The organism is Paenibacillus sp. WG02 (assembly GCF_055396115.1).
Map to the genome: position 1 here is coordinate 1,205,183 of NZ_AP036016.1, position 25,318 is coordinate 1,230,500.

18 protein-coding genes and 1 riboswitch are annotated in these 25,318 nt (G+C 45.6%); of the genes, 17 read left to right on the forward strand and 1 reads right to left on the reverse strand.

Going from position 1 to position 25,318, the window contains the following annotated elements; genetic code table 11:
* Positions 1–129: 129 nt before the first annotated feature.
* The 5 genes from ACBP55_RS05795 (at position 130) to ACBP55_RS05815 (ending at position 8,268) form a co-directional block, all read left to right on the forward strand.
* Entirely contained in the window at positions 130–1,473 is a 1,344-nt protein-coding gene (locus tag ACBP55_RS05795) for an ABC transporter substrate-binding protein (protein ID WP_464650434.1), read from the forward strand.
* 73 nt (positions 1,474–1,546) lie between these two features.
* A complete protein-coding gene (locus ACBP55_RS05800) occupies positions 1,547–2,374 on the forward strand; it encodes a carbohydrate ABC transporter permease (protein WP_464650436.1) in 828 nt (275 codons plus the stop codon).
* 52 nt (positions 2,375–2,426) lie between these two features.
* Entirely contained in the window at positions 2,427–3,257 is an 831-nt protein-coding gene (locus tag ACBP55_RS05805) for a carbohydrate ABC transporter permease (RefSeq protein WP_464650438.1), read from the forward strand.
* Positions 3,258–3,341: 84 nt separating this feature from the next.
* On the forward strand, positions 3,342–7,193 hold the full coding sequence (locus ACBP55_RS05810) for an alpha-amylase family protein (RefSeq protein WP_464650440.1): 3,852 nt from the start codon (positions 3,342–3,344) through the stop codon (positions 7,191–7,193).
* 307 nt (positions 7,194–7,500) lie between these two features.
* On the forward strand, positions 7,501–8,268 hold the full coding sequence (locus ACBP55_RS05815) for an isocitrate lyase/PEP mutase family protein (RefSeq protein ID WP_464650442.1): 768 nt from the start codon (positions 7,501–7,503) through the stop codon (positions 8,266–8,268).
* A gap of 27 nt (positions 8,269–8,295) precedes the next feature.
* Here the strand turns inward: ACBP55_RS05815 and ACBP55_RS05820 are convergent, their stop codons facing one another.
* Complete coding sequence (locus ACBP55_RS05820; protein WP_464650444.1) at positions 8,296–8,979, reverse strand: AlkZ-related protein; 684 nt, start codon at positions 8,977–8,979, stop codon at positions 8,296–8,298.
* 197 nt (positions 8,980–9,176) lie between these two features.
* A riboswitch (Lysine riboswitch) is annotated at positions 9,177–9,365 on the forward strand.
* Between the two features lie 152 nt (positions 9,366–9,517).
* Here ACBP55_RS05820 and ACBP55_RS05825 point away from each other — a divergent pair.
* From ACBP55_RS05825 to ACBP55_RS05880, 12 genes are all read left to right on the forward strand, one after another.
* Entirely contained in the window at positions 9,518–10,909 is a 1,392-nt protein-coding gene (locus ACBP55_RS05825; RefSeq protein ID WP_464653243.1) for an amino acid permease, read from the forward strand.
* Between the two features lie 413 nt (positions 10,910–11,322).
* Positions 11,323–11,769: a hypothetical protein gene (locus ACBP55_RS05830; RefSeq protein ID WP_464650446.1), complete on the forward strand. Its 447-nt coding sequence runs from the start codon at positions 11,323–11,325 to the stop codon at positions 11,767–11,769.
* Between the two features lies 1 nt (position 11,770).
* Positions 11,771–11,986: a helix-turn-helix transcriptional regulator gene (locus ACBP55_RS05835; RefSeq protein ID WP_464650448.1), complete on the forward strand. Its 216-nt coding sequence runs from the start codon at positions 11,771–11,773 to the stop codon at positions 11,984–11,986.
* Positions 11,987–11,998: 12 nt separating this feature from the next.
* Positions 11,999–12,724: a DUF4386 domain-containing protein gene (locus ACBP55_RS05840; protein ID WP_464650449.1), complete on the forward strand. Its 726-nt coding sequence runs from the start codon at positions 11,999–12,001 to the stop codon at positions 12,722–12,724.
* A gap of 230 nt (positions 12,725–12,954) precedes the next feature.
* Positions 12,955–14,658: an amylo-alpha-1,6-glucosidase gene (locus ACBP55_RS05845; RefSeq protein ID WP_464650451.1), complete on the forward strand. Its 1,704-nt coding sequence runs from the start codon at positions 12,955–12,957 to the stop codon at positions 14,656–14,658.
* A 211-nt stretch (positions 14,659–14,869) separates the two neighbouring features.
* Positions 14,870–16,606, forward strand: coding sequence for a sensor histidine kinase (locus ACBP55_RS05850; RefSeq protein WP_464650453.1), 1,737 nt, complete (start codon positions 14,870–14,872; stop codon positions 16,604–16,606).
* A complete protein-coding gene (locus ACBP55_RS05855) occupies positions 16,584–17,807 on the forward strand; it encodes a response regulator transcription factor (RefSeq protein WP_464650455.1) in 1,224 nt (407 codons plus the stop codon). The genes ACBP55_RS05850 and ACBP55_RS05855 overlap by 23 nt, the downstream gene beginning before the upstream one ends.
* A 118-nt stretch (positions 17,808–17,925) precedes the next feature.
* Entirely contained in the window at positions 17,926–19,206 is a 1,281-nt protein-coding gene (locus ACBP55_RS05860; RefSeq protein ID WP_464650457.1) for an ABC transporter substrate-binding protein, read from the forward strand.
* A 69-nt stretch (positions 19,207–19,275) separates the two neighbouring features.
* Positions 19,276–20,229 (forward strand): carbohydrate ABC transporter permease, encoded by a 954-nt coding sequence (locus tag ACBP55_RS05865; RefSeq protein WP_464653244.1) that lies wholly within the window; start codon positions 19,276–19,278, stop codon positions 20,227–20,229.
* A complete protein-coding gene (locus ACBP55_RS05870; protein WP_268616439.1) occupies positions 20,226–21,038 on the forward strand; it encodes a carbohydrate ABC transporter permease in 813 nt (270 codons plus the stop codon). Before ACBP55_RS05865 ends, ACBP55_RS05870 begins: the two co-directional genes overlap by 4 nt.
* A 325-nt stretch (positions 21,039–21,363) precedes the next feature.
* The gene (lacZ, locus tag ACBP55_RS05875) at positions 21,364–24,534 is read left to right on the forward strand and encodes a beta-galactosidase, LacZ type (RefSeq protein ID WP_464650459.1); all 3,171 of its coding nucleotides are present in this window, start codon (positions 21,364–21,366) and stop codon (positions 24,532–24,534) included.
* The gene (locus ACBP55_RS05880; RefSeq protein WP_464650461.1) at positions 24,527–25,309 is read left to right on the forward strand and encodes an SDR family NAD(P)-dependent oxidoreductase; all 783 of its coding nucleotides are present in this window, start codon (positions 24,527–24,529) and stop codon (positions 25,307–25,309) included. Before lacZ ends, ACBP55_RS05880 begins: the two co-directional genes overlap by 8 nt.
* Positions 25,310–25,318: the final 9 nt, after the last annotated feature.

Sequence of the window (25,318 nt, forward strand, 5' to 3'; positions counted from 1 at the left end):
ATCAGGGTGCGACAATGGTATGTATTTTACATGTGAAACAAGTATGCTTTCTCTATTTGCAAGTAGGGCAATATTAAGTAATCTAAAGGTGAATCCACATCATACAACGATTCGAGAGGGGCTCTAACAATGAAAAAAGCTGCAAAACGTATAAGTTTTCTACTCATGGCTGTAACTTTAGTCGTATTATCTGCATGTTCGTCGGGCACCAAAACAAGCACCAGCACGGAAAGCACGGCTCCCACCACAAAGGCCACAGAAAAAGCAACTGAAGCGCCTGCCAAGAATGCTCAGCCCGTCACGTTAAAGCTTTTTACCTCAAGTGATCCAACCTGGGGCGGAAACAAGGGATTGCTTGAAATTATTGATGCTTTCCAAAAGAAAAATCCGAATATCAAAATTCAAATCGATGCAGTGCCCAAGTTTGAAGAAGTGATTCCTGTTCGTATCGCAACGGCAGATTTTCCGGATCTTACTTATTTCCATACGGGCGATCCGAGCTATAAATCCTTGAAGTCTGAAGAGACTTTAGTGGATTTAGGCGGTTTGAATTTGAATCAACAGCTGGTTTCCGGCGTGGAGGATTGGACGAAATTCAACGGTAAAGTATACTCTGTTCTTCTTGGAGGCTTGGATGTCGGCGGAGTCATTTACAATAAAGATGTATTCACGAAGCTTGGACTGAAGATTCCAACAAATAAACAAGAGTTTTATGCAATTAGCGAAAAAATCAAAGCTGCTGGCCTGATTCCTTATGTGATGGGAGCGAAGGACGCTTGGTCCACACAACTGATGGCGTTTGATTCATTCAGCGCATATGTAGCGGCAAACAAAAATTGGATTAGCGATATCAATTCGCATAAAACCACCTTTGATAAAACCCCAGCTTTCGTTCAAATGCTCGCGGATATGAATGAATTGAAGACAAAAGGCTATATGAATAGCGATGCGCTCTCCACCACGGTTGAATCTGCGATGGAGAAGGTCTCAACTGGTAAAGCAGCGATGTGGGAAATGGCGACTTTTTTAAACGGCGATTTTGCTAAAAAGTTTCCTGATGCAAAAATAGGCTTGTTTGCTAATCCTTTGGCCGCAGATAAACCGGTTGTCTCTACCTTTGCCACCGGCGGTCTAATGGTATTCAATAAGAGCAAGCATGTTGAGGAAGCTAAGAAGTTCCTGCAATTTGTGGCATCCCCTGAAGGTTTGAAATTGTTCTATGATGCTAATCCCTCCATCCCTGTATACAAGGGTGTAACGAACCAATTATCTGCAATTAGTACAGACGGAAACGAATATGTAAAGAATGGTCAGGTTATTTTGAACTTTAAAGATTCACTTGTTGTAAACTTTGCTGGATTTGAAAATAGTCTGCAGGATGCTATCGCAGGACAAAAACCGGAGGATGTCGCCAAGAAAATTCAAACTATTCTTGACACGACTGCAAAAAGTCAAAACGTCCCGGGCTTCTAAACACAGTTGAAACACGAAAAAGAAGGTTGATGGAAACGTCAACCTTCTTCACCTACGGAAGGAGTGGGACTCTATGAAATCGAGCGGTATGTCCATGAAATATCCGCTAATGTTTATCGTACCGGCATTCACGATCTACTTTATTTTTGCCCTTTATCCTCTATTGAGCGGTATGTTTTATGGATTCACGGATTGGAATCTTTACAACAAGAACATCCGATTTAGCGGATTGGAAAATTTTCAGCTTTTATTTAAAGAAGGTGCTGATTTAACGCTGATCTTGAAAAATACGTTCTACTTTGCATTTTCAACCGTTATTCTCCAAAATATATTAGCCTTTTTCTTAGCTCTACTCATGATGAAAAAGCTGGTTGTACGTAATTGGGCAAGAACCATTTTATTCTTGCCTTGTATTCTGAGTCCATTGGTCATTGGCTATGCCTTTACGGCGATACTTGACACACATGGTTTGTTTAATGAAATGCTGACTTGGCTCGGATTAGGCGTTTGGGTAAAAGGATGGTTAGGCGAACCAGATAAAGCCATGACGGCGTTGATCTTCATCAATTTATGGCAATGGACAGGCTTCAGTATGTCCATCTATATTGCGGGCTTGCAAAACATTCCTCAGGAATTAATTGAATCGGCCAAAGTTGAAGGCGCCAATGGATTCCAACGGATTTACCATATCATTCTCCCTTTAGTCGGACCCGCTATAACCGTTAATTTCATTCTATCGATGATTGGCTCTTTAAAAACGTTTGATTTGGTTTATGTGACAACCGGAGGCGGCCCGGTTCGGCAACAGAGGTATTCCTCACCTATATTTATAAACAGCTTGCCTCGGGTAGATTTGGATATGGCGTCGCAGCTAACGTTGTTTTATTCATTATCATTTTAGCCATCACATTGCTTGTTCTGCCTACATTGCGAAAACGGGAGGTACAGCACTAATGAATATTTCCTTTCTGAAATCGGGTGGACGTTGGATCTCAGAGGTGCTTATTTTTATCTGTACTTTGCTCATAATGATCCCGCTGCTGCTTATTCTGCTCGGTGCGTTCAAGAATGGCCGCGAAGCGGCGGAACTCAGCTTCACTTTTCCGTCGATATGGGTATTCAGCAACTTTCAGAGCTTACTCGGCAACGGCGCTTTTATCCACAGCATCTTCAATGGGATTGCCTATACCTCGATTGGCGTTGCCATATCGCTGCTCATTAACGCCATGTGTGCCTATTTGCTCGCTCGGCGGGTAAGCAAACTGACAATTCTAATCTATTACACATTTATTGCCGGCTTGATTCTCCCTCCTTTTATCATTACACAAATTCGTGTGATGCAAAATTTGCATTTAATGGACACTTTTATAGGTGCTATTCTGATTTATGTGTGTGCGTCGATTCCGTTTTCGATTTTTATGATGACCGGCTTCATTAGAAATATTCCGATCGCCTTAGATGAAGCGGCTTTTGTCGATGGCAGCAGCGCGTCCCGCACCTTTTTCTCTATTATTGTGCCATTATTAAAGCCTGTCGCAGTTACACTCGGGGTATTTGTTGCCATCGGGATCTGGAATGATTTTCAGACGCCGCTTTACTACATGCGCACTTCCACTCATTATCCGATTACGATGTGGCTTTACAAGAATGTGTCTCAGCACAGCACCGAATGGAATCTTGTTTTCGCGAGCATGACGATTGCTCTGCTGCCGATGGTTGTGGTCTATGCCCTTGCTCAAAAATACATCGTTGAAGGCCTTACCGCAGGAGCAGTAAAGGGGTAGAGCCAGAAATTGAATCTAAAGGGGGTGAAAAATGGGTCAAATTCGGCGATGAATGTTTCCATCAAAAAGGAGAGGATGACGAATATGAAGAAAAAGGTGAAAAAGTGGTTAGGATTATCGATGTTCAGCTTTTTGATGATCGGGGTTCTCGGCAGCTTTTTATTGTTAAGTTCATCAACGGCAAAGGCCGCAACATCTGGTGACGCTTACACAAGCTACGATTCGGGATCGAAAACTTGGACGATGGGAACAGGGAAGGTTGAAAAAAAGGTACAGTTAAATAGTCAAGGACAGTTTTTGCTGACAAGCTTCAAGAATAAGATAACCGGACATGATTATATTCAGGGGGGACAGATTTCGGAGGAATTCGCTGTAACTATTAATGGTACTTCATTTACGGGAGCAAGCACAGGATGGGTGTATGACAGCTATTTGGAATCGATGTTGAGCCAGGGAGAAATACAGTTAAGTATTATATTCCATAATGGTGTTGTACAGGTGACCCGATACTATATTATTTATCCTAGTACAGGAGTCATACAAGAATGGTCCGTTTTCAAAAATATTTCGGGCAGCACTGAAAGTTTTACAGATATGTCCATTTTTAATCAAAGAATTATGTCTAATGATATCAGCAATCTCGATTTTCATTATATGACAGGTGGCGGGAATTTTAGAGGGAGCTTGATGTTAAAAACCGTAAATTTAACTACGAGTTATACACGTGCATTCGACTCCTATGATTCACCGGAACTTTCGACTGTTGATGGCATTATTAGGGATTGGACGAATGACAATAAACAAGGATCTTCTATTTGGAATGAATTTTATGCAATAAGGAATAGCTCTTTATCTGAAGGTGTATTTCTTACATTTGACTATATGGGACACTGGGGTTCAAATGTTGGAAACTATAGCGGGAATGTGCTGCTGAAAGGCGCAGCAAAAATAGTAAACCTTGCAGTAGAGGCAAACAATACGATAACTTCACCGAAAAGTATGACTGGTGTATTTTCCGGTGACTTGGATGATATGGGAAACACGATTAATGATTATATTTACAAATATAAATGGGATTATACACGCGATAATTATTTTGGAAAATCAGAAGCATATCAATGGATTCAAGGCAACCAGATGAAAAATGCCTTCAATATGATTAATAATGCTCGATATGTGGGTAGTGATATTATTCATATTGATGATAACTGGTACGATATAAAAGGAGACTGGAATAACCGAACCGATGGTGATTTTTCGGCAGTTAATACGTACTTGAAGAAATATGGGATGAATATGATGGTATGGATGCCCCCGTGGCAAGTGGGTGCGGGATCTTCCGTACTGACAAATAACCCTTCTTGGCAGGTGGGTCAAGACACCTCTGGTTTCTATGGCTGGCATTTGAATATGGCGAACTCAAGCGTCATAACATGGATAAGTAATTTACTGAACACCAAGCAAACCAATTGGGGTTCCTATTCTTGGCGCTATGATGGTAATATAACTTGGCCGTCAAACGGCAGCGATAATGATATGCTGATGCAATCCAGCAACTGGTATGATTTGCTGAAAGCATTCAAGGATAACAATCCTAATGCAGGAATAAACGGATGTTCCTCAGGGGGAGAGGCAATAAGCATAGAATCAGTTCGGTATAGCGATTCTCAGCAGGTCACTGACGGTGAAAGCGGCCATTTTACCAGGTATTGGACATCTTTAATCGTACCTTTAAGCAAAATGGGCAACAGCCAACAAACTTGGGGAACCAGGTATAATGAAGAGAATAGTGGCATTGTTACTGCTGTGAATATGGCTGATGCTGCGGGATCTATGTTGACATATGATAAGGAAACGATAAGAAAAGATGTTGAACTCTTTCATTACTTGAATAGCAAGGGTGTCATTGGTAGATATGTAAAGGTTTATAGACCGGCTGTGAGTTCAGGCGACAAAACATTCCTATTACAAAGCATGAGCAGCGATTCAACAAAAGGTATAATAAGTTTTGAGCAAGGAAATCCGTTTGTAGGACAGAATATAACCGTTTATCCAAAAGGGCTTACTGCAGGCTCAAACTATACAATATCAACCCTGAAGGGGAGCCGTTCATCATCAACACAGACGGGGTCATACTGGATGACAAACGGAATAAGCCTGACCCCATATAAAAGTGGTGATACGATCCTATTCAATTTAACTGACAGGCCCGGAGCAGGCACTGATACTGTTGCGCCAACAAGCCCTACGAACGTTAGTATGAAATTAGGAACATATATGAGTAGTAATGGCATTGAACTGGATTGGACTGCTGGCACAGATGATCGATGGGTATCCTATTACGAGATATTCAGGAACGGAGTATCTGTAGACAAAGTATCCAAGGGTATGTTCTATTTTGACAAAAACGGAAGCTATTCAGATGTTTATCAAGTTCGTACGGTAGATGGTGATGGCAATGTATCATCGCAGACTACGGCAATCGCTGTGGGACCAGGCCCGACACCGCCCCCATCGCCTTCATCGTGGACAGCGTCATCGGGGTTTAGTTCGACTCAGGGACAGAATCAATGGTATTACCAGCAGTGGAATGGAAGCTCATATAGCAATATGACATGGGATACAACAAATAACAGGTGGATGGGAAGCCAAGCCTTTGCGCTTATAGGAGGTAATTGGCAGCACGCTGACACTTCTTACGATTCTGTGAGAAAATGGGTTGCGCCAAGTTCAGGAACCATAACCGTTACAGGTAACCCTAAAAAGGGGATAGTTGGCGGTGATGGTGTTACCGTGATGATCTTGAAGAATAATGCCCCCATATGGGGACGGTATACAATAGGAGGCAATGATATGATTGGGCTAACCCATGAAGTTACCACTAATGTTAATGCCGGAGATGCCATATATTTCAGGATTGGAATGAATGGTGATAATCAATATGACAGTACGTCATGGAATCCAACCATTTATTACGGCAAACCGTCCCCTCCTCCGCAATCGCTTGCATCATCAGGGTTTAGTTCGACTCAGGGGCAGAATCAATGGTACTACCAGCAGTGGAATGGAAGCTCATATAGCAATATGACATGGGATGCAACAAATAACAGGTGGATGGGAAGCCAAGCCTATGCGCTTATAGGAGACAACTGGCAGCACCCTGACACTTCATATGATTCTGTAAGGAAATGGGTTTCAAACAAAGAGGGAGAAATAACAATTATTGGAAATGCTAAAATGAACTCTATAGGCGGAGATGGAGTTATCGTTAAGATTATGAAAAATAGCAATGTGATATGGGGTCCCCAATCGATATCAGGTTCCGATACGGTGACAGGCGTAAATCAAAACATAGTAACAGACATTATGGCAGGGGATACCATATACTTTATTGTAAATAAAAATGGAACTAACTCTTATGACTCAACGAATTGGGATCCTACAATAGCTTACAGGGAGACATTACCTGTGAAAGCGACAGAAGGTTTTAGTAATACTCAAGGAAACAATAACTGGCTGTATCAGCAGTGGAATGGCACCACAAATCCGGGTTTGAGCTGGGACAATATAAACAATCTGTGGTATGGTACGGATTCGGACCTAAAAATTAGTTCGAATTGGCAAATCCCAGGTACAAATTACGATGCTGCAAGAGTTTGGATTGCGCCAAAAGCAGGGCACATCACAATTTCCGGCGGACCTCATAAATTTACTGCTGATGGCGGAGATGGCGTTAATGTCAGAATCGTACAAAATAGGACAGTCATATGGGGGCCTAAAACAGTACCTTGGAACGAAATCAGCAATACCGGTGTTGTCCATGATGTTACCGTAGATGTCTCGAAAGGAGATGCCATATATTTCCTTGTTAATATGAATAGCAATACGGCATATGATGTTATTGATTGGGAACCGGCTATATACTACGATAAATAATATTTATACCTAGATTTTGCAGATGAACCTCAATGAAATTGCCAAAGAAGTTGAAAAGGTGTGCCGGATGGGATCCAGTTCGCATTAGCCCCGGGCAGTTATGATTATACGAAGTAGTTAAGTTTTGAAGAGGCTCCCCAACTCATCTACGAGATGAGTTGGGGAGCCTCTCCTCTCTCAGATAAAAGATAAAGCTCAAACGAGAGGGATATTTTAATTAAAATCAAATCCTAGCTTCTATTTTAAAACTATTTATTGCATCATTAGTAGAGAATTATAAGTTCAATAGTAAAGGGGATGTGCTAAAATGAATAAAATTCAGGAGTTTAATGCATTGCATGAATCAAATGAAGTTTTATTGCTGGGGAACGCCTGGGATTTATTATCTGCTCTATCACTTGAGAAAGCCGGATTCAAAGCAATCGGTACAACGAGTTGGGGAGTAGCGAAAAGCTTAGGGTTTTCGGACGGCGAAATGATTGAATTTGCCATACAGCTTAACGTTGTGAAAATGATCGTAGATCATGTGAAGATACCTGTCACTGCAGACATTGAGTCAGGTTATGGAAAAGATGATCAAACGGTAGTCGATAATGTGTTAAAACTTGCAGATTTAGGTGCATCAGGAATCAATATAGAGGATTCGCTCAAGAACCAAGCAGGTCTCAAACCACTGGACCAACAATGCAATCTTTTATCGAAAATTAGAACCGCATTAGAGAAGAATGGATATCAAGGCTTTTATATAAACGCGAGGACGGATACTTATTTACAAAATCAAGATCCTCTAAATGAAACGATTTACAGAGCAAAAGCCTATGTCGAAAGCGGAGCAAGCGGTATTTTTGTTCCTGGATTGAAAGAAGATGACGAAATCAGAGCAATCATATCACAAATAAATGCCCCACTAAATATTATGTCTTTGCCGGGACTTACTAACTGCAATAAGCTCAAGGAGCTTGGAGTCAAACGGTTAAGTATTGGAGGTGCATTGTACCGGAAGGTTAACAACCTATTGGATCATTGTGCGGCTCAAATGTATGAATCTCAGGATACATCGGTATTATTTAATTGATTTATCATTTAACAGGTTAACCTAAGATTAGGCTTCGAACCGAAACAGTTTAGTGAAAAATTTCATTGAATCGGGACTACAACTGCTTTTTAATCGAGCGTGCAATTCTTCTTTGGCAATCTTGGGGTCAATGTCGAATTCGTGTAATCCAACGCTCTCCATCCAATGATCCGCTGTTTCGAATGAAGTGCTTTGCCATGCGCTGTTCTCATTTAACGAAATTCTACTTTCTTTGACACCGGAAATGACGATATCCAACGTGCATTGTAAATCCAATAAACCTTGTCCAAAGACTTTTTTCATTTCTTTGGCGTTCATGCCCGATTTAAATCTTAACGACCTTGTTTCAATCCCTTCGTCTTCTTTGATTTGCTGGAAGAGCTCTACAGAAGCTTTTGAAACAAGGCCGTGCTTATATCGATCTGCAATGGGTTGAGGGCTTCCTAATATGGCTTTGATCCATGGAAACAGTTCGCGTGAAATGAAAACTGATTTTTTTTTTAGGAATTTGCCATAGGCAGCCGTACCGTCGCTCGGAAACCGTGCTCGCCACACCCAAGGATCTAAATCAGTGCCAGTTAACCACGGCTCACCGTGAGTGACCTGATAGAGTGATGGGTGATCTGGGATTAATGGAGCTAAAGGTAGAATACCGACTTTATGAATAAGTTGAACGGCTTCTTCATACGTATGTATTTTTTGTTCTTTCATAGCAGTTCACCTCAACATATTGATTTAACTTGAAAATAAGGGCTTGTCCATATAAATATGCAGTAAGTGACAGTAAAACACAATATCAATTGTGTTGTCAGTATTTCAAATTGGAATAAATATCTATTGATTAATCACCTGAAGCTAATTAAAATAGTAAAAGTTATTGAAAACTAAATAGAAGCCCTCATCAACCTAGATGAGGTAGAGGTCGCGATGTTGAAGAGTACATCAGAGGAAGTCCAGTAAAGACTGCTGATTCTGATGAAAAGGCAACATTGCCGAAGCCGCACGGTGTACTGACCGCGCCCGGCTGGGGCCGTTTCCGAAAGGGACGGAACTGTCATGCTGTTGCATCCAAAACAGTGTGTTGTGCTATCTTGAACCAGGATAAATGAGGGAGTAGAAGCTGCCTGACTTATTTATGAAAGAGAGGCGGCTTTTTTGCGTTGTTAGCCTTCTATTTAAAGAAACATGTAAAGGGAGCGTTCAGAAATTGAAAGAGAACAAGTTACGTAGAGGTCTGAAGTCTCGCCACATGACGATGATTTCACTCGGCGGATCAATTGGAACAGGGTTGTTCCTAGCCAGCGGTGGGGCAATTCATACGGCTGGACCAGGCGGCGCGCTGTTAGCCTACTTCATCATTGGAATTATGGTTTACTTTTTGGTAACAAGCTTGGGAGAAATGGCGACATATATGCCGGTATCCGGAACATTCAGTACGTACGCAACGAAATTCGTAGATCCATCCCTTGGCTTCGCGCTAGGGTGGAATTATTGGTATAACTGGGCAATTACAATCGCGGCAGAGTTGTCCGCGGCGACATTAATTATTAAGTTCTGGCTGCCAGACAGTCCGTCGTTCTTATGGAGTGCTTTATTCCTTGCCTTGATGGTTGGTCTTAATTTATTGTCGGTTAAAAGCTATGGCGAGTCGGAATATTGGTTCGCTATGATAAAGATTGTAACAATTATTGTGTTTATCGGTATCGGATTACTAATGATCGTCGGCATCTGGGGCGGAGAAGCGATTGGATTCAGTAATTTTACAGCAGGTGACGCGCCGATTTCGGGCGGCTTGCTTGCCGTACTTGGTGTTTGTATGGCTGCCGGCTTCTCCTTCCAAGGTACAGAGCTAGTTGGTATTGCAGCAGGGGAGTCCGAGAATCCACGGAAGAGCGTACCTCGCGCGATCCGCAGCGTATTCTGGAGAATTCTATTGTTTTACATCTTGGCTATTTTCGTTGTTGGGATGCTGATTCCGTATTCCACTGATACATTGGCTAGCGACAGCGTTGCAGCAAGTCCTTTTACGATTATTTTCGAAAAAGCTGGCTTAAGTATAGCAGCATCAGTGATGAATGCCGTTATCCTAAGTTCGGTTTTATCTGCGGGTAATTCAGGGATGTACGCCTCCACAAGAATGCTGTGGGTATTGGCCAAAGAAGGCAAAGCGCCTAAATTGTTCGCTAAATTAAATAAAGGCGGGATTCCCGTTTACGCTCTGTTCGCGACGGCCGCGCTCGGAATGCTTACGTTCCTTGCCTCTTTCTTTGGCGATGGTCAAGTGTACATTTGGCTATTGAACGCGTCCGGTATGTCCGGATTCATCGCATGGCTTGGTATTGCAATTAGCCATTACCGCTTCCGGAAAGCTTACGTTGCACAAGGGCGCAAAGTAGCTGATCTTCCATACCGCTCCAAATGGTTCCCGTTTGGGCCGATTTTGGCAGGCGTAATGTGTATGATTGTCATTATTGGCCAAAGCATTAGCGCGTTTTCGGATGGTCAGGTGGACTGGAAGTTGTTACTGGCTTCCTATATTGGAATTCCCCTGTTCTTGGCATTTTGGCTGGGCTACAAGTGGAAATACAAAACAAAAGTGTTAAAACTGGAAGAGTGCCAGTTGGATTCTACAGAAGATTAATTGAAAAAAAGAGCAAGGGCCTTAAACCGCCTTTGCTCTTTTTGCATAGTGGTTGTCCCAAAGGCATTTTGGATGTTATGCCTCTCTCCCAATCTATGGTAACCAGAATTTGCTGAGGGAACGAGGATCCGCTATTTGGACGAAAAACACCCGAAATCATGAGGAAGAGGAATGACGATGCGTTATTTCGTGATTTTTGCCTCCGGATCGTCCAATATGGATCAAATAGCGCACCCACGTTCCCCTTATTCGATTTCTAGCTTAGATTCCCCAAAATAACGAATCGACGTTCCGCCAAACGAGAGGTCAGGTGTACGTGTAAAGAATACTTGACATCATGTATGGTTAACAATATACTGTGTAAATAATACTTTACTTTTCATCGATAATATAACAAAAAAGGAGAGGTGAACATGTCCTTTCAAGAAAAGAGAAATATTGTATCTTTATTTACCACCTTACTCATTTTTTCTGTCTATAGCTTGTATGTGTTTCAAAAGTACCAGGAAGGGAGTTTTCATACATCGAATGAATTCAGCTTCTGGGGAGCCTTCATTTTAATCTTAATCCCGGTGTCGATTGTAGCAAAAGTCATCATTCATATCGTATTCAGCATAATCAATACCGTAGCAACGAAGGAGAAAGAACCATTAATTACGGATGAGTTGGACAAATTAATTGCATTGAAATCTACGAGAAATTCTCATTATGTCTTTATCATTGGTTTTCTTCTATCGATGATATCGCTGGTCATGGACCAACCTCCCTATGTCATGTTCATCATACTGATTAGTTCAGGGTTATTATCAGAAGTGATTGGAATCATCACACAGCTGTACCTTTATCGGAAAGGAGTCTAAGATGGGCAAAGCGCATATTAGCAACAATATTCGGACCTTACGTTTTAACCATAATGAAATGACCCAACAACAATTAGCAGATAAATCGGGGGTGACAAGACAGACTATCGTTGCAATCGAGAAAGGAAATTACTCCCCGTCCCTGGAATTGGCTTTTCGTATTGCTCACGTCTTCGGCTTGAAATTGGAAGAAGTGTTCTCTTTTGAGGAAAATTAGGAGGGGTTAATAATGACAAACCGTAGCACAGAAGCTTCACCGCTTTTTTATGCTAGAGTCGCAGGGTTCGGGCTTCTACTCATGGCAATACTTGCTATGTTTTCAAATTTTTCTGTTCTTGAAGGTCTTATTGTACCCGATGATGGAGCCGCAACTGCTAATAATATCATAGCCAATGAGATGTTATTTCGGAGTGGATTTATTAGCTTTGTCATCGTGCTTATTCTTGATGTGCTGGTAGCTTGGGCATTGTATGTTCTACTCAAACCCGTTAATAAGAACCTTGCCATGCTCGCGGCGTGGTTTAGGTTGGTATACACCGCTATTTTTGGAGTCGCCTTGTCTAATTTGTTGAATGTTTTACCACTTCTAAGCGGTGCTAATTACTTCGCGATATTCACAACAGATCAGTTAAAGTTATACGCTCAGGTGATGTTGCTGATCAATGCATTTAACAATGGATGGCTAATTGGATTGGTGTTTTTCGGAGTTCATTTGTTGGTCGTTGGTTATTTAATCATCAAGTCAGGAGGCTATATACCAAGAATAATTGGGATCTTCTTGATTCTAGCATCTGCGGGATATGTCATAGATAGTCTTGCACATTTTCTTCTATCCAACTACGCCGACTACCAAACGATATTCCAACTGATTGTAGCCGTACCTGGTGTGATTGGAGAGCTATCCTTAGCTTTCTGGCTTCTGGTTAAAGGTGTGAAGGTTCAACAACGGCAATAGCTATCATCTATTTGTAAATCGATATTCTCAAAACTTACCTCCTATGATGGGAGGTTTTTTTATATTTCGAACAATAGGACTAATCAGACCGAACAAAATGCCCCCTCAGTCCCTCACAACTCTCAATAGGCAACAAATTACCTACCCATCACAAACAACTGTCGGTTCTTCCCCCGTTCTCCATTCGATACAATGAAAGCGCATACTGCTTTCGTAAAGGAGAATTGATCATGAACTTTGACCTGAACGTTGTACCCTTCAGCCGGAAAGAATCCTTCCTAGCGATTTCGATTCTGCCTGAAGCCCAAGATCGACAACAAGGCCTATACCTGCGCACGGTGCGCGGCGGCGATGATAAATTCGGCGAGGCGTTTCATATGGATATGTTGGATGAAAGCGGTCAATCTGTGCCATTCGAGGCTATAGCTTGCCCTGAGCTGATCCGGCTAGAATCGACGACCGGCTTAACGGCTGAGATCTGTATCTCCGATCGTCGAACATTTCGAATTCGCACGAATGGCTGTGGAATTCGCTTAACTTTCCGCACGGCTGCCTATGATTACGCGTATCAAGCAGCCTCCAGCAGCTGGGAAGTGAACAGTTTCACCCATGAATGCAGGTTCATGCTAACAGCGCTGGTTGGCGATTTGAATATGGAAGTGCCATGGGACAAAATCAAAAGCTCCTACGTAATCGCAGATTTCTTGCCTGACGGTAAATCGGGCATTTCCGAGTTTGCGGTAGAGGAATTCCACACCGTGTGGGAGCCGCGCATGGCTTGGGAATCCTTCGATGACGCTGTAAAGCAAGTAAAGGAAGAGTTTAACCAATGGCTGGATCGCTCTCTGCCTCTGCCTGAGCACTGGCATGAAAGTCGGGAACTTGCGGCTTATATCACGTGGTCCTGCCTCGTTCCTGCAGGGGGGTGCCTGACCAGGCCGGCGATGTATATGTCGAAGAACTGGATGACGAATATTTGGAGCTGGGATCACTGCTTCAACGCGATGGCGCTCGTTCGCCATGATCCGAAGCTGGCATGGGATCAATTCATGATTTTCTTTGACCGCCAGGATGAGAGCGGTTTGATTCCGGATTTTATCAACAATAAGTATGAGCTCTGGAACTGCAACAAGCCGCCAATACACGGTTGGACGCTTTCCTGGATGATGGCCAGAACGGACTATATTAAGGATGCACAGCTTCGGGAGGTCTATGAACCACTCTCCAAATGGACGAAATGGTGGTTCCGCTATCGCGACGGCGATGGAGATGGCATTCCGCAATACAATCACGGCAATGACTCTGGTTGGGATAACAGCACAGCCTTCAATAATGGCATTCCAGTTGAAAGCCCGGATTTAGCGGCCTTTCTCATTCTTCAAGCAGAACTGCTTGCTGAGATTGCGGGACTGCTAGGACATGCAGAAGATGCGAAAGAATGGCGGCAGCTTGCTGAGGGCACACTGGAGAAGATGATTAGTCATTTCTGGAAGGATGACCGCTTTACGGCCTGCCGCTCAGGCACGCACGAGTTATCCGAAGGTGATAGCCTCCTCTTGTTCGTTCCCATTCTTCTGGGCAAACGTCTGCCCGAGCCGATCTGCACAGCTTTGTTGAAGGGGCTGAGGGATGAAGAACGTTTCTTAACCCATAATGGTTGGGCGACAGAAAGCGTGAAAAGTCCTTTCTACAATCCGGACGGCTATTGGCGAGGTCCGATCTGGGCGCCGTCAACTATGTTGCTCGTGGAAGGAGTAGCTGCGGCGGGTGATCGTGAATTGGCAGAAGAGGTAGCGCGTCGATTCTGCACCATGCTGGATCGCAGCGGAATGGCCGAGAATTTTGACGCGATTACAGGACAAGGCTTGCGCGATCGGGCCTTTACTTGGACATCGAGCGTGTTCTTGATTTTAGGAAATGAGTACACAACTTAAATAAAACCTGCACTTCCTCCTGTTACAAAATGAGCAGAGGGGAGGTGCTTTTCCGGTTTCGGGGGTTCCATCTCAAAATGGTGAAGCCATCGTCATTTACACGGAATCTCATGGATGGAAGATACATTGTTCGCTGAAAGTGTTCCATGCTACACTTAAGAGTAAGATTTTTCAGAGAAGCTGGAGGGAGGGTGCGATCATCAAAGGTTATTTGCATAAGCGATTCAACATCCGCCTTTTGTCCGGCTCTTATCGAAGTATTCGCACGAAGCTGCTCTTCTGTTTTCTCATTGTGACGATAATTCCGCTGCTCTCGCTTGGGGCCTTGTCTTATTACCAGTCCGCAAAGGTTATTAATTCTCAGTTTGGCAAATACGGGGAAAATGCTGTGGCGCAATTGGAGCAGCAGATGAGTTCTTATTTGAACCGGATGAATCAGACGACGGAAACGGTTTATTCCTATTTACTTGATCCAGCAAGGGTCGATCTAGGGAACCAAGTTCCGACGACTTACAAAGAAATTATGGATAAGAATGATTTTGAAGTCCTTCTGAAAGCGCTTAAAACGGACCGAACGACAGGCATCTACATTATCACCAGCTCCGGCTACTATTATGGAGAAAATAATCTCGATGTGTCGAAGCTCAGCCGAATACCGGCTTGGCAATCCATGTCGGACGCTAATGAAGGGAAGTACTGGCTAGGATTCTATGCTCAAAATCATGGGATGAAGGAAACCGAAGATTCCGGGATGACCGTACTGGGCTTAGCCGTGCCGATTAACAATCCTTACGGAGCGCTGCGGGGCAGCAAAATTCTTATTGAGGAAAATGCGGAAGACCTGCTTCATATGTTCAGGCTGTTCGAGAACGATACGAAGGCTCATCTCCGAATAGCAGATCCGCAGGGACGAATTATATATGAGACAGCAGCTGCCTTCACATCGCAAACCAGTGATATTGTTTGGAACAAAACACTTGCGGCTAATCATTGGACGATCGAGGCGAGGCTGCCTGCCCAGTCGTTCTATCGCTCCTCCGGCATTATAAGATCGAATACCATTATGGTTGCTGTTGCTTCTTGTTTGCTGGCTTTTGGTCTTGCGTATCTATTCTCCTCCCGATTCACTGCAAGGATTCGTCGTCTTAAGGATGCGATGCAGAAGGTCAGCTTCGGTAAGCTGCATACAAGGACTTCGGTCGAAGCCAATGATGAGCTGGGCATTTTGGATACAAGCTTTAACAATATGGTGGGCGGCATACAGACTTTGATTGGCGAGGTTGAACGGAGCGAACGGCTCAAGAAGGAAGCGGAGCTGAAGGCCTTTCATTATCAGATCAACCCGCATCTGCTCTTCAATACCCTCAACTCCATCCAATGGAAAGCCAGGCTTCAGGGAGCGGAGGACATCCGCCAAATGCTGTACCATCTCACGATGGTGCTCGAAGGCAATCTGGATATCTCGCAGGAGCTGATACCACTTGGTCGAGAGCTGCGGATGATTGAGCATTTTCTGAAAATCCAAGAGGTCCGATATGGCCCCGTTTTCGAGTATGAACTGGCATGCGATGAAGTGCTCAAACGTTATTTGATTCCCCGCATGACACTACAGCCTTTGTTCGAAAATATTTTCTTCCATGGCTTCGAGGACGGCAAGGGAGTGATCCGCTTAACTGTTCGGGAAGAAGGCAATCAATTGCTTCTTACATTAACCGATAATGGAGCGGGAATTCCTGCGGATAAGCTGAAGCGCCTGCTTCGGCCAAGCGATACGAAACGTAAGGGCAGGGGAGGTCTGGGTGTGCAAAATGCCGATCAGAAATTTAAACTGCATTTTGGCCTGCAGCATGGGCTAACGGTACAATCTATCCAAGGTGAAGGGACAACGATCATCATAGAATGGCCTAAGAAGGAGGAGAGTCCGCATGGAAACAATCAAGACCATTAAGGTAATCATCGCAGATGACGAGAGCATCGTCCGTAAAGGACTTCGTTCCACGGTTCCTTGGGATAAATATGGGATGGAAGTGGTGGCGGACGCCCCGAATGGCCGCAAAGCTTGGGAAGCTTTCCTTGAGCATCGGCCTCAAGTCGTCATTACCGACATTGTTATGCCCGAAATGGATGGCATTGAATTGTCGCGCCGAGTCAAGGAAGCAGCTCCCGATACGAAAATCATTCTGCTCAGCTGCCACCGAGATTTCGAGTACGCGCAGCAGGGGATGAAGCTGGGAGCAGCTGGCTATCTGCTCAAAACCGCCTTCGAGGATGAAGAGCTGGAAGGCATGCTGGCGAAGTTTCAACATGAGCTTGGTATAGCTCCTTCGTCACCAATAGTCGCCCAGACTGCTGGCAGCGAAGACGAAGATGAGCGATTGGGTACCCTGCTATATGCTTGGCTGAATGGCCATAATGACAAACTTGTTGGGGAGATGGAAAAACGTACCCGCGAGGTGTGGTCTTTCCATGGTGAACCGGTTTATGTCTATCTGATCAAGACTTCCGGGTGTGAGGCGTCATGGCTGGAACTGTTGAAGGAAGTGCTAGAGGAAGATCGCCAGCTATGTAAAGGAGCAGTCATTCCTTATGGGGATGAGCGCTGCTACTATATTGTGCCCGAATCGCTTCTGAATGCTGCGGAGGGCTTGCTTGTGGAGAGAAAGAGCGAGAATGCGAAGCTGCAGTGGGCCAGAAAAGGACCGCTCACAAGCACAGAGGAACGTCTTGATGCGTTGTTAGCCCTGCATAAAGCAGCGGAATTGGAGAAAGCCTATGGCGTAACAGCCGCAGATTGGCCGGAGCCGATCTGGAAAGCGGTTAAGCTTCTGCATGACAATCCGGCGGCGGAATGGTCTGTCAGCGATGTGGCTGGACAGGTTGGTCTTAGCCGAAGCCACTTCTCCATCATTTTCAAGAAAACGCTGGGAGACAGCTTCGTGGCTTTTCAATACAAACGTAAGCTCAAGCTGGCCTATGGATTATTAAAGGATACGCCGCTGACGATGCAGGATATTGCTGAGCGTACGGGGCTTGGAGACAGCAAATATTTCAGCAAATGGTTCAAGCGCTGCACAGGCCAAACGCCAAGCCAGTACCGCGCCGAACATAAAGACGGCACGCTCCGAACATATGGACACCCGCCTCGGTGAATCGAACAAAAACGCACAAACATTCGAATAGTTATCGGTTTTGAACCGCTTTCATTTTAGTTATGATGAAAGCGGTTCAATTATTATCTACTCATTCACTGATAGGGGAGCTGACAGAATGAAGAAGAAACTATCAATCATTGTTCTTACGACTGCGCTGGCGATGACTGCGCTTACAGCATGCAGCAGTACTAACGAAGGTACGACTAGCAAGGCGACACAACCGGCGAAAGGTAACGATGCTGCCAAAGAGAAGACGCTTCGATTCGCTACATGGGATACCGGGGATGCGCTGAAGATCGAGCAGGATATCGCGAAGAAGTTCGAAGTAAACCATCCTGGAACGAAGGTTCAGGTAGAAGCGTACGCTGACGGTTTCGACCAGAAGCTAGCTGCGGGTTTCGGCGCAACGAATCCTCCCGATGTGATGTACATGTGGGATTTCCCAACGTATCATCAATCGCTTGAGCCGCTGGGCAGCTACGCTGACGGGGACAAGGACTTGAAAAAGGATGATTTCTACAAAGGGTTGTTCAATTACGCTACGATCGAGAACAAGCTCTATGGAATCCCAGCTGGCTTCACGACTCGTGTAGTGTATTACAACAAGAAGATGTTTGATGATGCCAAGATTCCTTATCCGAAGGACGGCTGGACATGGGATGATTTCCAGGAAATTTCCAAGAAGCTGACGGATAAAGCCAAGAAACAGTATGGTTTCGGTGTTCGAGCGGATAACGATACGTACGATCTGCAAGGATTTGTATGGAGTAACGGCGGCTCTTATATTTCTAATGACGGCAAGACGATAAATGGTTTTATGAACAGTAAAGCAACAGCCGGAGCCATTCAAATGTTCGGGGATATGGTCAAGAACGGTTCGGCCGTGCTGGCCGGAGGCAAAGGACAGCAAAGCGGTGAAGATATCTTCAAAGGCGGCAAAATCGCCATGTGGGAAAGCGGTATCTGGCCGCTGGAATCGTTCAAGGAAGCCGGGATTGATGTAGGCACAGTGGAGATGCCGGCATTTCCAGGCAAACCTGTCAAAGGCGTGATTGCTGAATCTGCCCTATCGATTGCGAAGGATTCGAAACAGAAGGATCTTGCTTGGGAGTTTATCAAATATTATGTTTCCAATGAAGCGATCAAGATGCGCGTAGCGGATTTACCGGTCAGAGTAAGTGTCGTTAACGAGCTTAAGAAGGATCAGGATCCACTTTACAAGCCGTTTTACACGATGCTGCAGCGTTCAGATAATTCGCCGGCATTCCTGCTTAATGCCAAGTGGAATGAAGTGAACCGTCAGCTATCTTCGGCCGTAGAAGCTACCGTGCTTGGCAGCAATGCACAGGATGCGCTGGATCAAGCCGTCAAAGACAGTGAGCGTTATTTGAAATAAGATTTCTACAGAAAGAAGGTTAGGGAGATGGCTCAGACCTACCCGCAGCAAGCAAACGCAGGGAAACAAATGGCCAGCCTTAAGCCTAGAAGGAAACGAAGTTGGGGTGGGGTAGCTCCCTACCTCTTCATTTTCCCATGGATCTTCGGATTCCTAGTGTTCACTTTAGGGCCGTTGTTATTCTCGCTTATTATTTCGTTTTTCGATTGGCCGATTGTAGGTAAAGTGCGCTTTATCGGTTTAGGCAATTATGTGGATATGTTTACGAAAGACCCGCTGTTCTGGAAATCGTTCTGGGTGACTATCAAGTTCGCAGCGCTGTTTGTTCCGCTCAATATAGCGGTTGCTCTTGGACTAGCGATTCTGCTTAATCAGAAAATTCGCGGCAGCGCGATTTTTCGAACCGCATTTTATCTGCCTTCTGTGATCTCAGGCGTGGCGCTAGCTATGATCTGGTCCTGGGTGTACAGCGGAGATTACGGCATTCTGAATTATTTTCTGTCGATCATCGGTGTCCAGGGTCCAGACTGGTTGAATAGTAAACAATGGTCTCTGGTAGCGATGGTTGTTGCCAGCCTATGGGGGCAAGGCTCGATGATGCTCGTTTTTCTCGCAGGGCTCAAGGGGATACCGAAGGATCTATACGAATCTGCTTCCATCGATGGTGCGGGTAAGCTCAGACAATTCTTCAGCGTGACGATTCCGATGCTCAGCCCGACCATTATATTCAATCTGATTACGTCCATCATCGCGGCGTTCCAACAGTTGACCCTTGCGCTCCTGCTCACCGGGGGCGGTCCGCTGAAATCAACGTATTTCTATGCGATGTACATGTACGAGAATGCTTTTAAGTTTTTTAAAATGGGTTATTCCGCGGCTAACGCATGGTTCATGTTCCTTATTGTCCTCAGTCTGACTTTCCTTGTATTCAAATCGTCAGAGGCTTGGGTGTTCTATGAAGGTGAAATGAAGCAAAAGTCACAGAAGAAAGTGATATCCGGCGGAAGGAGGCGGTCTGCATGAAACGGATCATCGTATATCTGATGCTGATTATCTGCTCGCTGCTGTTCATCGCTCCGCTGTTCTGGGCGGTGACGACAGCGGTGAAATCGCCTGCTGAGCTGTACCTTTTCCCGCCAAAATGGATTCCTTCCGTTTGGAAATTCAGCAATTTCGCCGATGCATGGACGATTCAGCCTTTTAACTTATTCCTGAAAAATACCGTCATCGTGACGTTGATGTCAACGCTCGGCCAACTGATTTCCTGTACGCTCGTAGCTTACGGGTTTGCGAGATTCCAATTTAAAGGGCGCGATCTGCTGTTTCTGATTGTGCTTGCTACGATGATGATCCCTTGGGAAGTCACCATGATTCCGCAGTATATGGAGTTTAACTACCTGGGCTGGATCAATACGCTCAAACCGCTTATTGTTCCGTCGTGGTTCGGTTCGGCTTACTTTATCTTCTTGCTGAGACAGTTCATTCTGACGCTTCCGCGTGAACTAGATGAGGCGGCAACGATTGACGGAGCTAATAAATTTGCCATTCTTGTGCGAATCATTGTTCCGCTCATGGGACCATCGCTCATCTTAGTCGGTGTCTTCCAGATTATGAGCTGTTGGAACGATTATCTGGGACCGCTCATTTTCCTTAATGATCAATCGAAATATACACTGACGCTTGGATTGTCGCAGTTCAAAGGGATGTTTGGCGTCGATATGCAGTCCATTATGGCTATTACCTGTCTGATCTCTATCCCGCCGTTGGCTGTGTTCTTCTTCGCACAGCGCTATATTGTCGGTGGCATCGCGGGTACGGGGATTAAGGGGTAGATTGGTCCATTCTATGATAAAAGTCATTGGAATTTATACAATCAAATCCCATTTCCTGCAGTGAATATCATCATTCTATTGCAATTATCCAATGAGTTACATGCATTTTCGCCTAGATTGAGCTTTTATTGGAGCTTCTGTTGGATTAATTCCAATAGAGCATGTTATCCAAGGCTTGATTGGGCAAAACCATTGTATTTATTCCAATAGATACGTGTTGCGTCTCGATCTCGCAGTATACTTTTTCCGCGATGAGGGAATTTTAGATTTTTTTAAACAGTAGATCCATAGATCCATAGAGAGAGATTCGAGAGGAGAGACAACCATGCGTAACGAGAAAGCGGCACGCGATTGGGATAATCTTACGGTACTGGAACGCAACCGCGCGAAGAGCCGCGCGTATTTCATCCCACATTCCGACCCGGCCGGAGCTTTGAGCTATGACCGAGGGAGCTCCCCTTGGTTCAAATCATTGAACGGCAGTTGGAAGTTTCATTATGCGAAGGGGCCTGAATGGGCGCCGGATGATTTTTACCTTGAGAATTATGACATGTCGGGCTGGGATGAGATTCAAGTTCCGAGCCACTGGCAGCTGAAAGGATATGGCAATCCGCATTATACGGACTTATATTATCCATTCCCGGTTGATCCTCCGCATGTGCCTAACGATAATCCGACAGGCAGCTATGTGCGAGAGTTTGAGCTTCCACCGCAATGGGACGGCAGAAAACTGGCCGTGAAATTCGACGGCGTGGATAGTGCGTTCCATGTATGGGTCAATGGGACATTCGTTGGTTACAGCCAAGGAAGCCGATTGACGTCAGAGTTTGATTTGACGCCATATGTTAAGCAGGGGATCAATCGTATGGCGGTTCGCGTCTATCAGTGGTCAGACGGCAGCTATTTGGAAGACCAGGACATGTGGTATATGAGCGGTATTTTCCGGGATGTGTATCTAATTTCGGAGCCATCCTCCACGCGGATCGTGGACTATCGAATCGTTACCGAATTGGACGCGGACTACGGCGATGCGACTCTATCGGTTCAAGTTGAACTGCATGGAGATGCTCTGCAAGGGGAACTCCAACTGCAGCTGCTGGATCATGAAGGCGTACATGTTGTTTCGGCCGAAAAACAAATCACTGACGCCGCTGCTGGCCAGACGATTCTGGAATTTTCAATGCCAGTGACGAAGCCTGCATTATGGAGCGCTGAAGCTCCAACTCTGTATCATTTGACGATAGGCATAATGGATCAGCACGGTAAATTGGTGGAGGCGGTTGCTCAACGAGTAGGTTTCCGCAAGATCGAAGTGAAGGATGGCCAGTTTTTGGTGAACGGCAAGGCAATCATGCTGAAAGGCGTAAACCGTCATGATCACCATCCGGATACGGGACGCACGGTGACGCTGTCGACCATGATTCAAGATGTAAAGATGATGAAACAGCATAATATCAATGCGGTCAGAACCGCTCATTATCCGAATGATCCGCGGTTCTACGATATTTGTGACGAATATGGCTTATATGTCATGGAAGAAACCGACTTGGAAACACACGGCTTCGAGCCTCTGGGCAATATTTCACGGCTAAGCGATGATCCTGCCTGGCAGGAAGCTTATGTCGATCGCATACGCCGTATGGTGGAGCGCGATAAGAATCATCCTTCTGTCCTGTTCTGGTCACTTGGCAATGAGTCCGGCTTCGGCTGCAACTTCCGTGCGATGTCGGCCTGGTGCAAACAAGCAGATCCAACGCGGCTCATTCATTATGAAGAAGATCGCGAAGCGGAAGTGTGCGATATTGTGAGCACCATGTACTCTTCTGTTGAAAAGATGGCCGGTTTCGGTCAGCTAGTGGACCATCCTAAACCGCATATCCTATGCGAATTCGCCCATGCCATGGGGAATGGTCCAGGCGGACTCAAGCCGTATTTTGATACCTTCGATGCTTATAGAAGGCTGCAGGGCGGTTTCGTCTGGGAATGGATCGACCACGGTATCCGCAGGAAGACAGCGGATGGCAAAGACGACTACGCTTACGGCGGAGACTACGGCGATGTGCCGAATAACAGCAATTTCGTCATTGACGGTCTTGTTCGTCCGGATCGGACACCTTCCTCAGGTCTTATTGAATACAAGAAAATTATTGAGCCTGTAAGGGTCGAGTATATAAAAAATAATCGCATACTCATCATGAATCGCTATGATTTTGTAACGCTAGATCACCTCTATGCAGATTGGAGTGTGACGGTAGACGGGCGAACCGTTCAAAGCGGCGTGCTTGTTCTGCCGCGAATTGGACCTGGCGAAAGTGCAGAGCTGTATGTTCCCGTTGGAGCAGATATGCAGCTAGCCTTATTGGATCAAGGTGCTGAGCGCTGGTTGAATGTCGGCTTCACGCTTGCGGCAGATTGCATCTGGGGTGAGCAAGGACATGAGGTAGCTTGGGCGCAGCTCGCTCTAGATGCAGTTGGAAATAGTGAGCAAACGAGAAATGCCGGAGTTAGCGCCGATTCGTCCGCTTATGAAGCAGCTAGTCTGCCTATGCGGAGCTTATCCTGCGCAGAGGAAGGGCGCAAGCTCATCCTAGCAAACGATTCATTCCGTATCGCATTCGACACCCGGTGTGCAGGAATAAGCTCGCTGCGAATGAACGGCCAAGAGCTAGTGAATACGGGGCCGCGTCTTAATTTTTGGCGTGCGCCGATTGATAACGATATGTATGTCCTGCCTGACTGGTACAAGGCGCATCTCAATAGACTCAGCGAACGAATTGATGATTGCCGCTGGGAGCGGTTGGACGAAGGGACGGTTCGTATAACTTGGGAGTCTCGCATTGCACCACCAGTATTCGACTGGGGCTTCCGATGTGAAACGACTTACACCATAACGGGCTCAGGTCTTATCGTGATCGACGTGCACGGCATTCCAGAAGGCAAGCCGCCTGCCATGCTTCCGAAGATTGGACTCCAAATGGAGATACCGGGAGACATGGACGCTGTGAAATGGTACGGCCGTGGTCCGGGGGAGAACTACTCCGATAGTAAAGAAGCAGGGCGGTTCGGTGTGTATCGGAAGTCTGTAGATGAACTATTCACGCCATATATTTATCCGCAGGAAAACGGCAACCGCACAGATGTAAGGTGGGTATCCATTACAGATGGTGCCGGAATCGGTCTACTCGCGGTAGGAGCACCGACACTTGAATTCAGTGCACGACGCTATACCGACGCTGATTTAGAAGCAGCCAAGCATGCAAGTGATCTTGTTCCGCGGGATTTCATTACACTCAACTTGGATTACAGGCAGAATGGTCTGGGCAGCAACAGCTGTGGGCCGGCTCAGTCTCCGGAGAACACAGTCACATCAGAAGCATTCCGTTTCCAGATGCTGCTTAAGCCATATCTATCCGAAGATTCTTCACCAGAGCGGTTGAGCCATCAAATGAAATTTGAAGTGAAACAGCTACAACAGGAGGGTACAAACCATGCTTAATACACAGGACGTTTTGAACTTATCGGGAAAAATAGCGGTTGTGACCGGCGGTGCCTCAGGGATCGGCCTTGCGACCGCTGAACTTCTGGCCAGCTTTGGAGCATATTCCGTCCTTCTAGATATTAATGAAGTGCAGGGTGAACAAGCGGTGGCTGGAATCAAACAGCAAGGAGGTCAAGCGAGTTTCTACCGCTGTGATGTGTCTTCCTCAGCAGATTGCCAGCGTGTTGCAGCAGAAATTGATGCTGCACACGGACGAATTGATATTTTATTCAACAATGCTGGTATTATTCGCCGTAAAACGGTCGTTGAGCTGGAAGAACGCGATTGGGACCTAGTCATTGATGTCTCCTTGAAGGGCGTTTATCTGCTGTCCAAATATATCATTCCGATCATGGAGCGTGAGGGCGGAGGCAGCATCATTAACTCCGGCTCCGGCTGGGGCCTTAAAGGCGGAGACCGCGCTGCTGCTTATTGCGCTGCCAAGGCTGGCGTTGTGAATTTAACGCGGGCTATGGCTATCGATCACGGCGTCGCGAACATTCGTGTGAACTGCGTATCGCCAGGCGATACGGACACGCCGCTGCTGCGTGATGAAGCGAAGCAGCTGCAGCGAAACGAGGCCGAATTCCTAATCGCCTCGGCTGGCGGCCGCCCGCTGGAGAGGCTCGGAACACCGCGAGATATCGCTAATGCGGTCCTATTTCTGGCGAGTGACATGTCTTCCTGGGTAACGGGAAGCGTGCTTGTTGTAGATGGCGGGGGCATTGCCTAAGGGCGATTC

Coding starts and splice junctions, on each gene's coding strand:
- ACBP55_RS05860 (WP_464650457.1), top strand. CDS start 17,926: ATGAAGAAGAAACTATCAATCATTGTTCTTACGACTGCGCTGGCGATG.
- ACBP55_RS05835 (WP_464650448.1), top strand. CDS start 11,771: ATGGGCAAAGCGCATATTAGCAACAATATTCGGACCTTACGTTTTAAC.
- ACBP55_RS05805 (WP_464650438.1), top strand. CDS start 2,427: ATGAATATTTCCTTTCTGAAATCGGGTGGACGTTGGATCTCAGAGGTG.
- lacZ (WP_464650459.1), top strand. CDS start 21,364: ATGCGTAACGAGAAAGCGGCACGCGATTGGGATAATCTTACGGTACTG.
- ACBP55_RS05870 (WP_268616439.1), top strand. CDS start 20,226: ATGAAACGGATCATCGTATATCTGATGCTGATTATCTGCTCGCTGCTG.
- ACBP55_RS05840 (WP_464650449.1), top strand. CDS start 11,999: ATGACAAACCGTAGCACAGAAGCTTCACCGCTTTTTTATGCTAGAGTC.
- ACBP55_RS05845 (WP_464650451.1), top strand. CDS start 12,955: ATGAACTTTGACCTGAACGTTGTACCCTTCAGCCGGAAAGAATCCTTC.
- ACBP55_RS05800 (WP_464650436.1), top strand. CDS start 1,547: ATGAAATCGAGCGGTATGTCCATGAAATATCCGCTAATGTTTATCGTA.
- ACBP55_RS05880 (WP_464650461.1), top strand. CDS start 24,527: ATGCTTAATACACAGGACGTTTTGAACTTATCGGGAAAAATAGCGGTT.
- ACBP55_RS05830 (WP_464650446.1), top strand. CDS start 11,323: ATGTCCTTTCAAGAAAAGAGAAATATTGTATCTTTATTTACCACCTTA.
- ACBP55_RS05795 (WP_464650434.1), top strand. CDS start 130: ATGAAAAAAGCTGCAAAACGTATAAGTTTTCTACTCATGGCTGTAACT.
- ACBP55_RS05820 (WP_464650444.1), bottom strand. CDS start 8,979: ATGAAAGAACAAAAAATACATACGTATGAAGAAGCCGTTCAACTTATT.
- ACBP55_RS05810 (WP_464650440.1), top strand. CDS start 3,342: ATGAAGAAAAAGGTGAAAAAGTGGTTAGGATTATCGATGTTCAGCTTT.
- ACBP55_RS05815 (WP_464650442.1), top strand. CDS start 7,501: ATGAATAAAATTCAGGAGTTTAATGCATTGCATGAATCAAATGAAGTT.
- ACBP55_RS05825 (WP_464653243.1), top strand. CDS start 9,518: ATGACGATGATTTCACTCGGCGGATCAATTGGAACAGGGTTGTTCCTA.
- ACBP55_RS05865 (WP_464653244.1), top strand. CDS start 19,276: ATGGCCAGCCTTAAGCCTAGAAGGAAACGAAGTTGGGGTGGGGTAGCT.
- ACBP55_RS05855 (WP_464650455.1), top strand. CDS start 16,584: ATGGAAACAATCAAGACCATTAAGGTAATCATCGCAGATGACGAGAGC.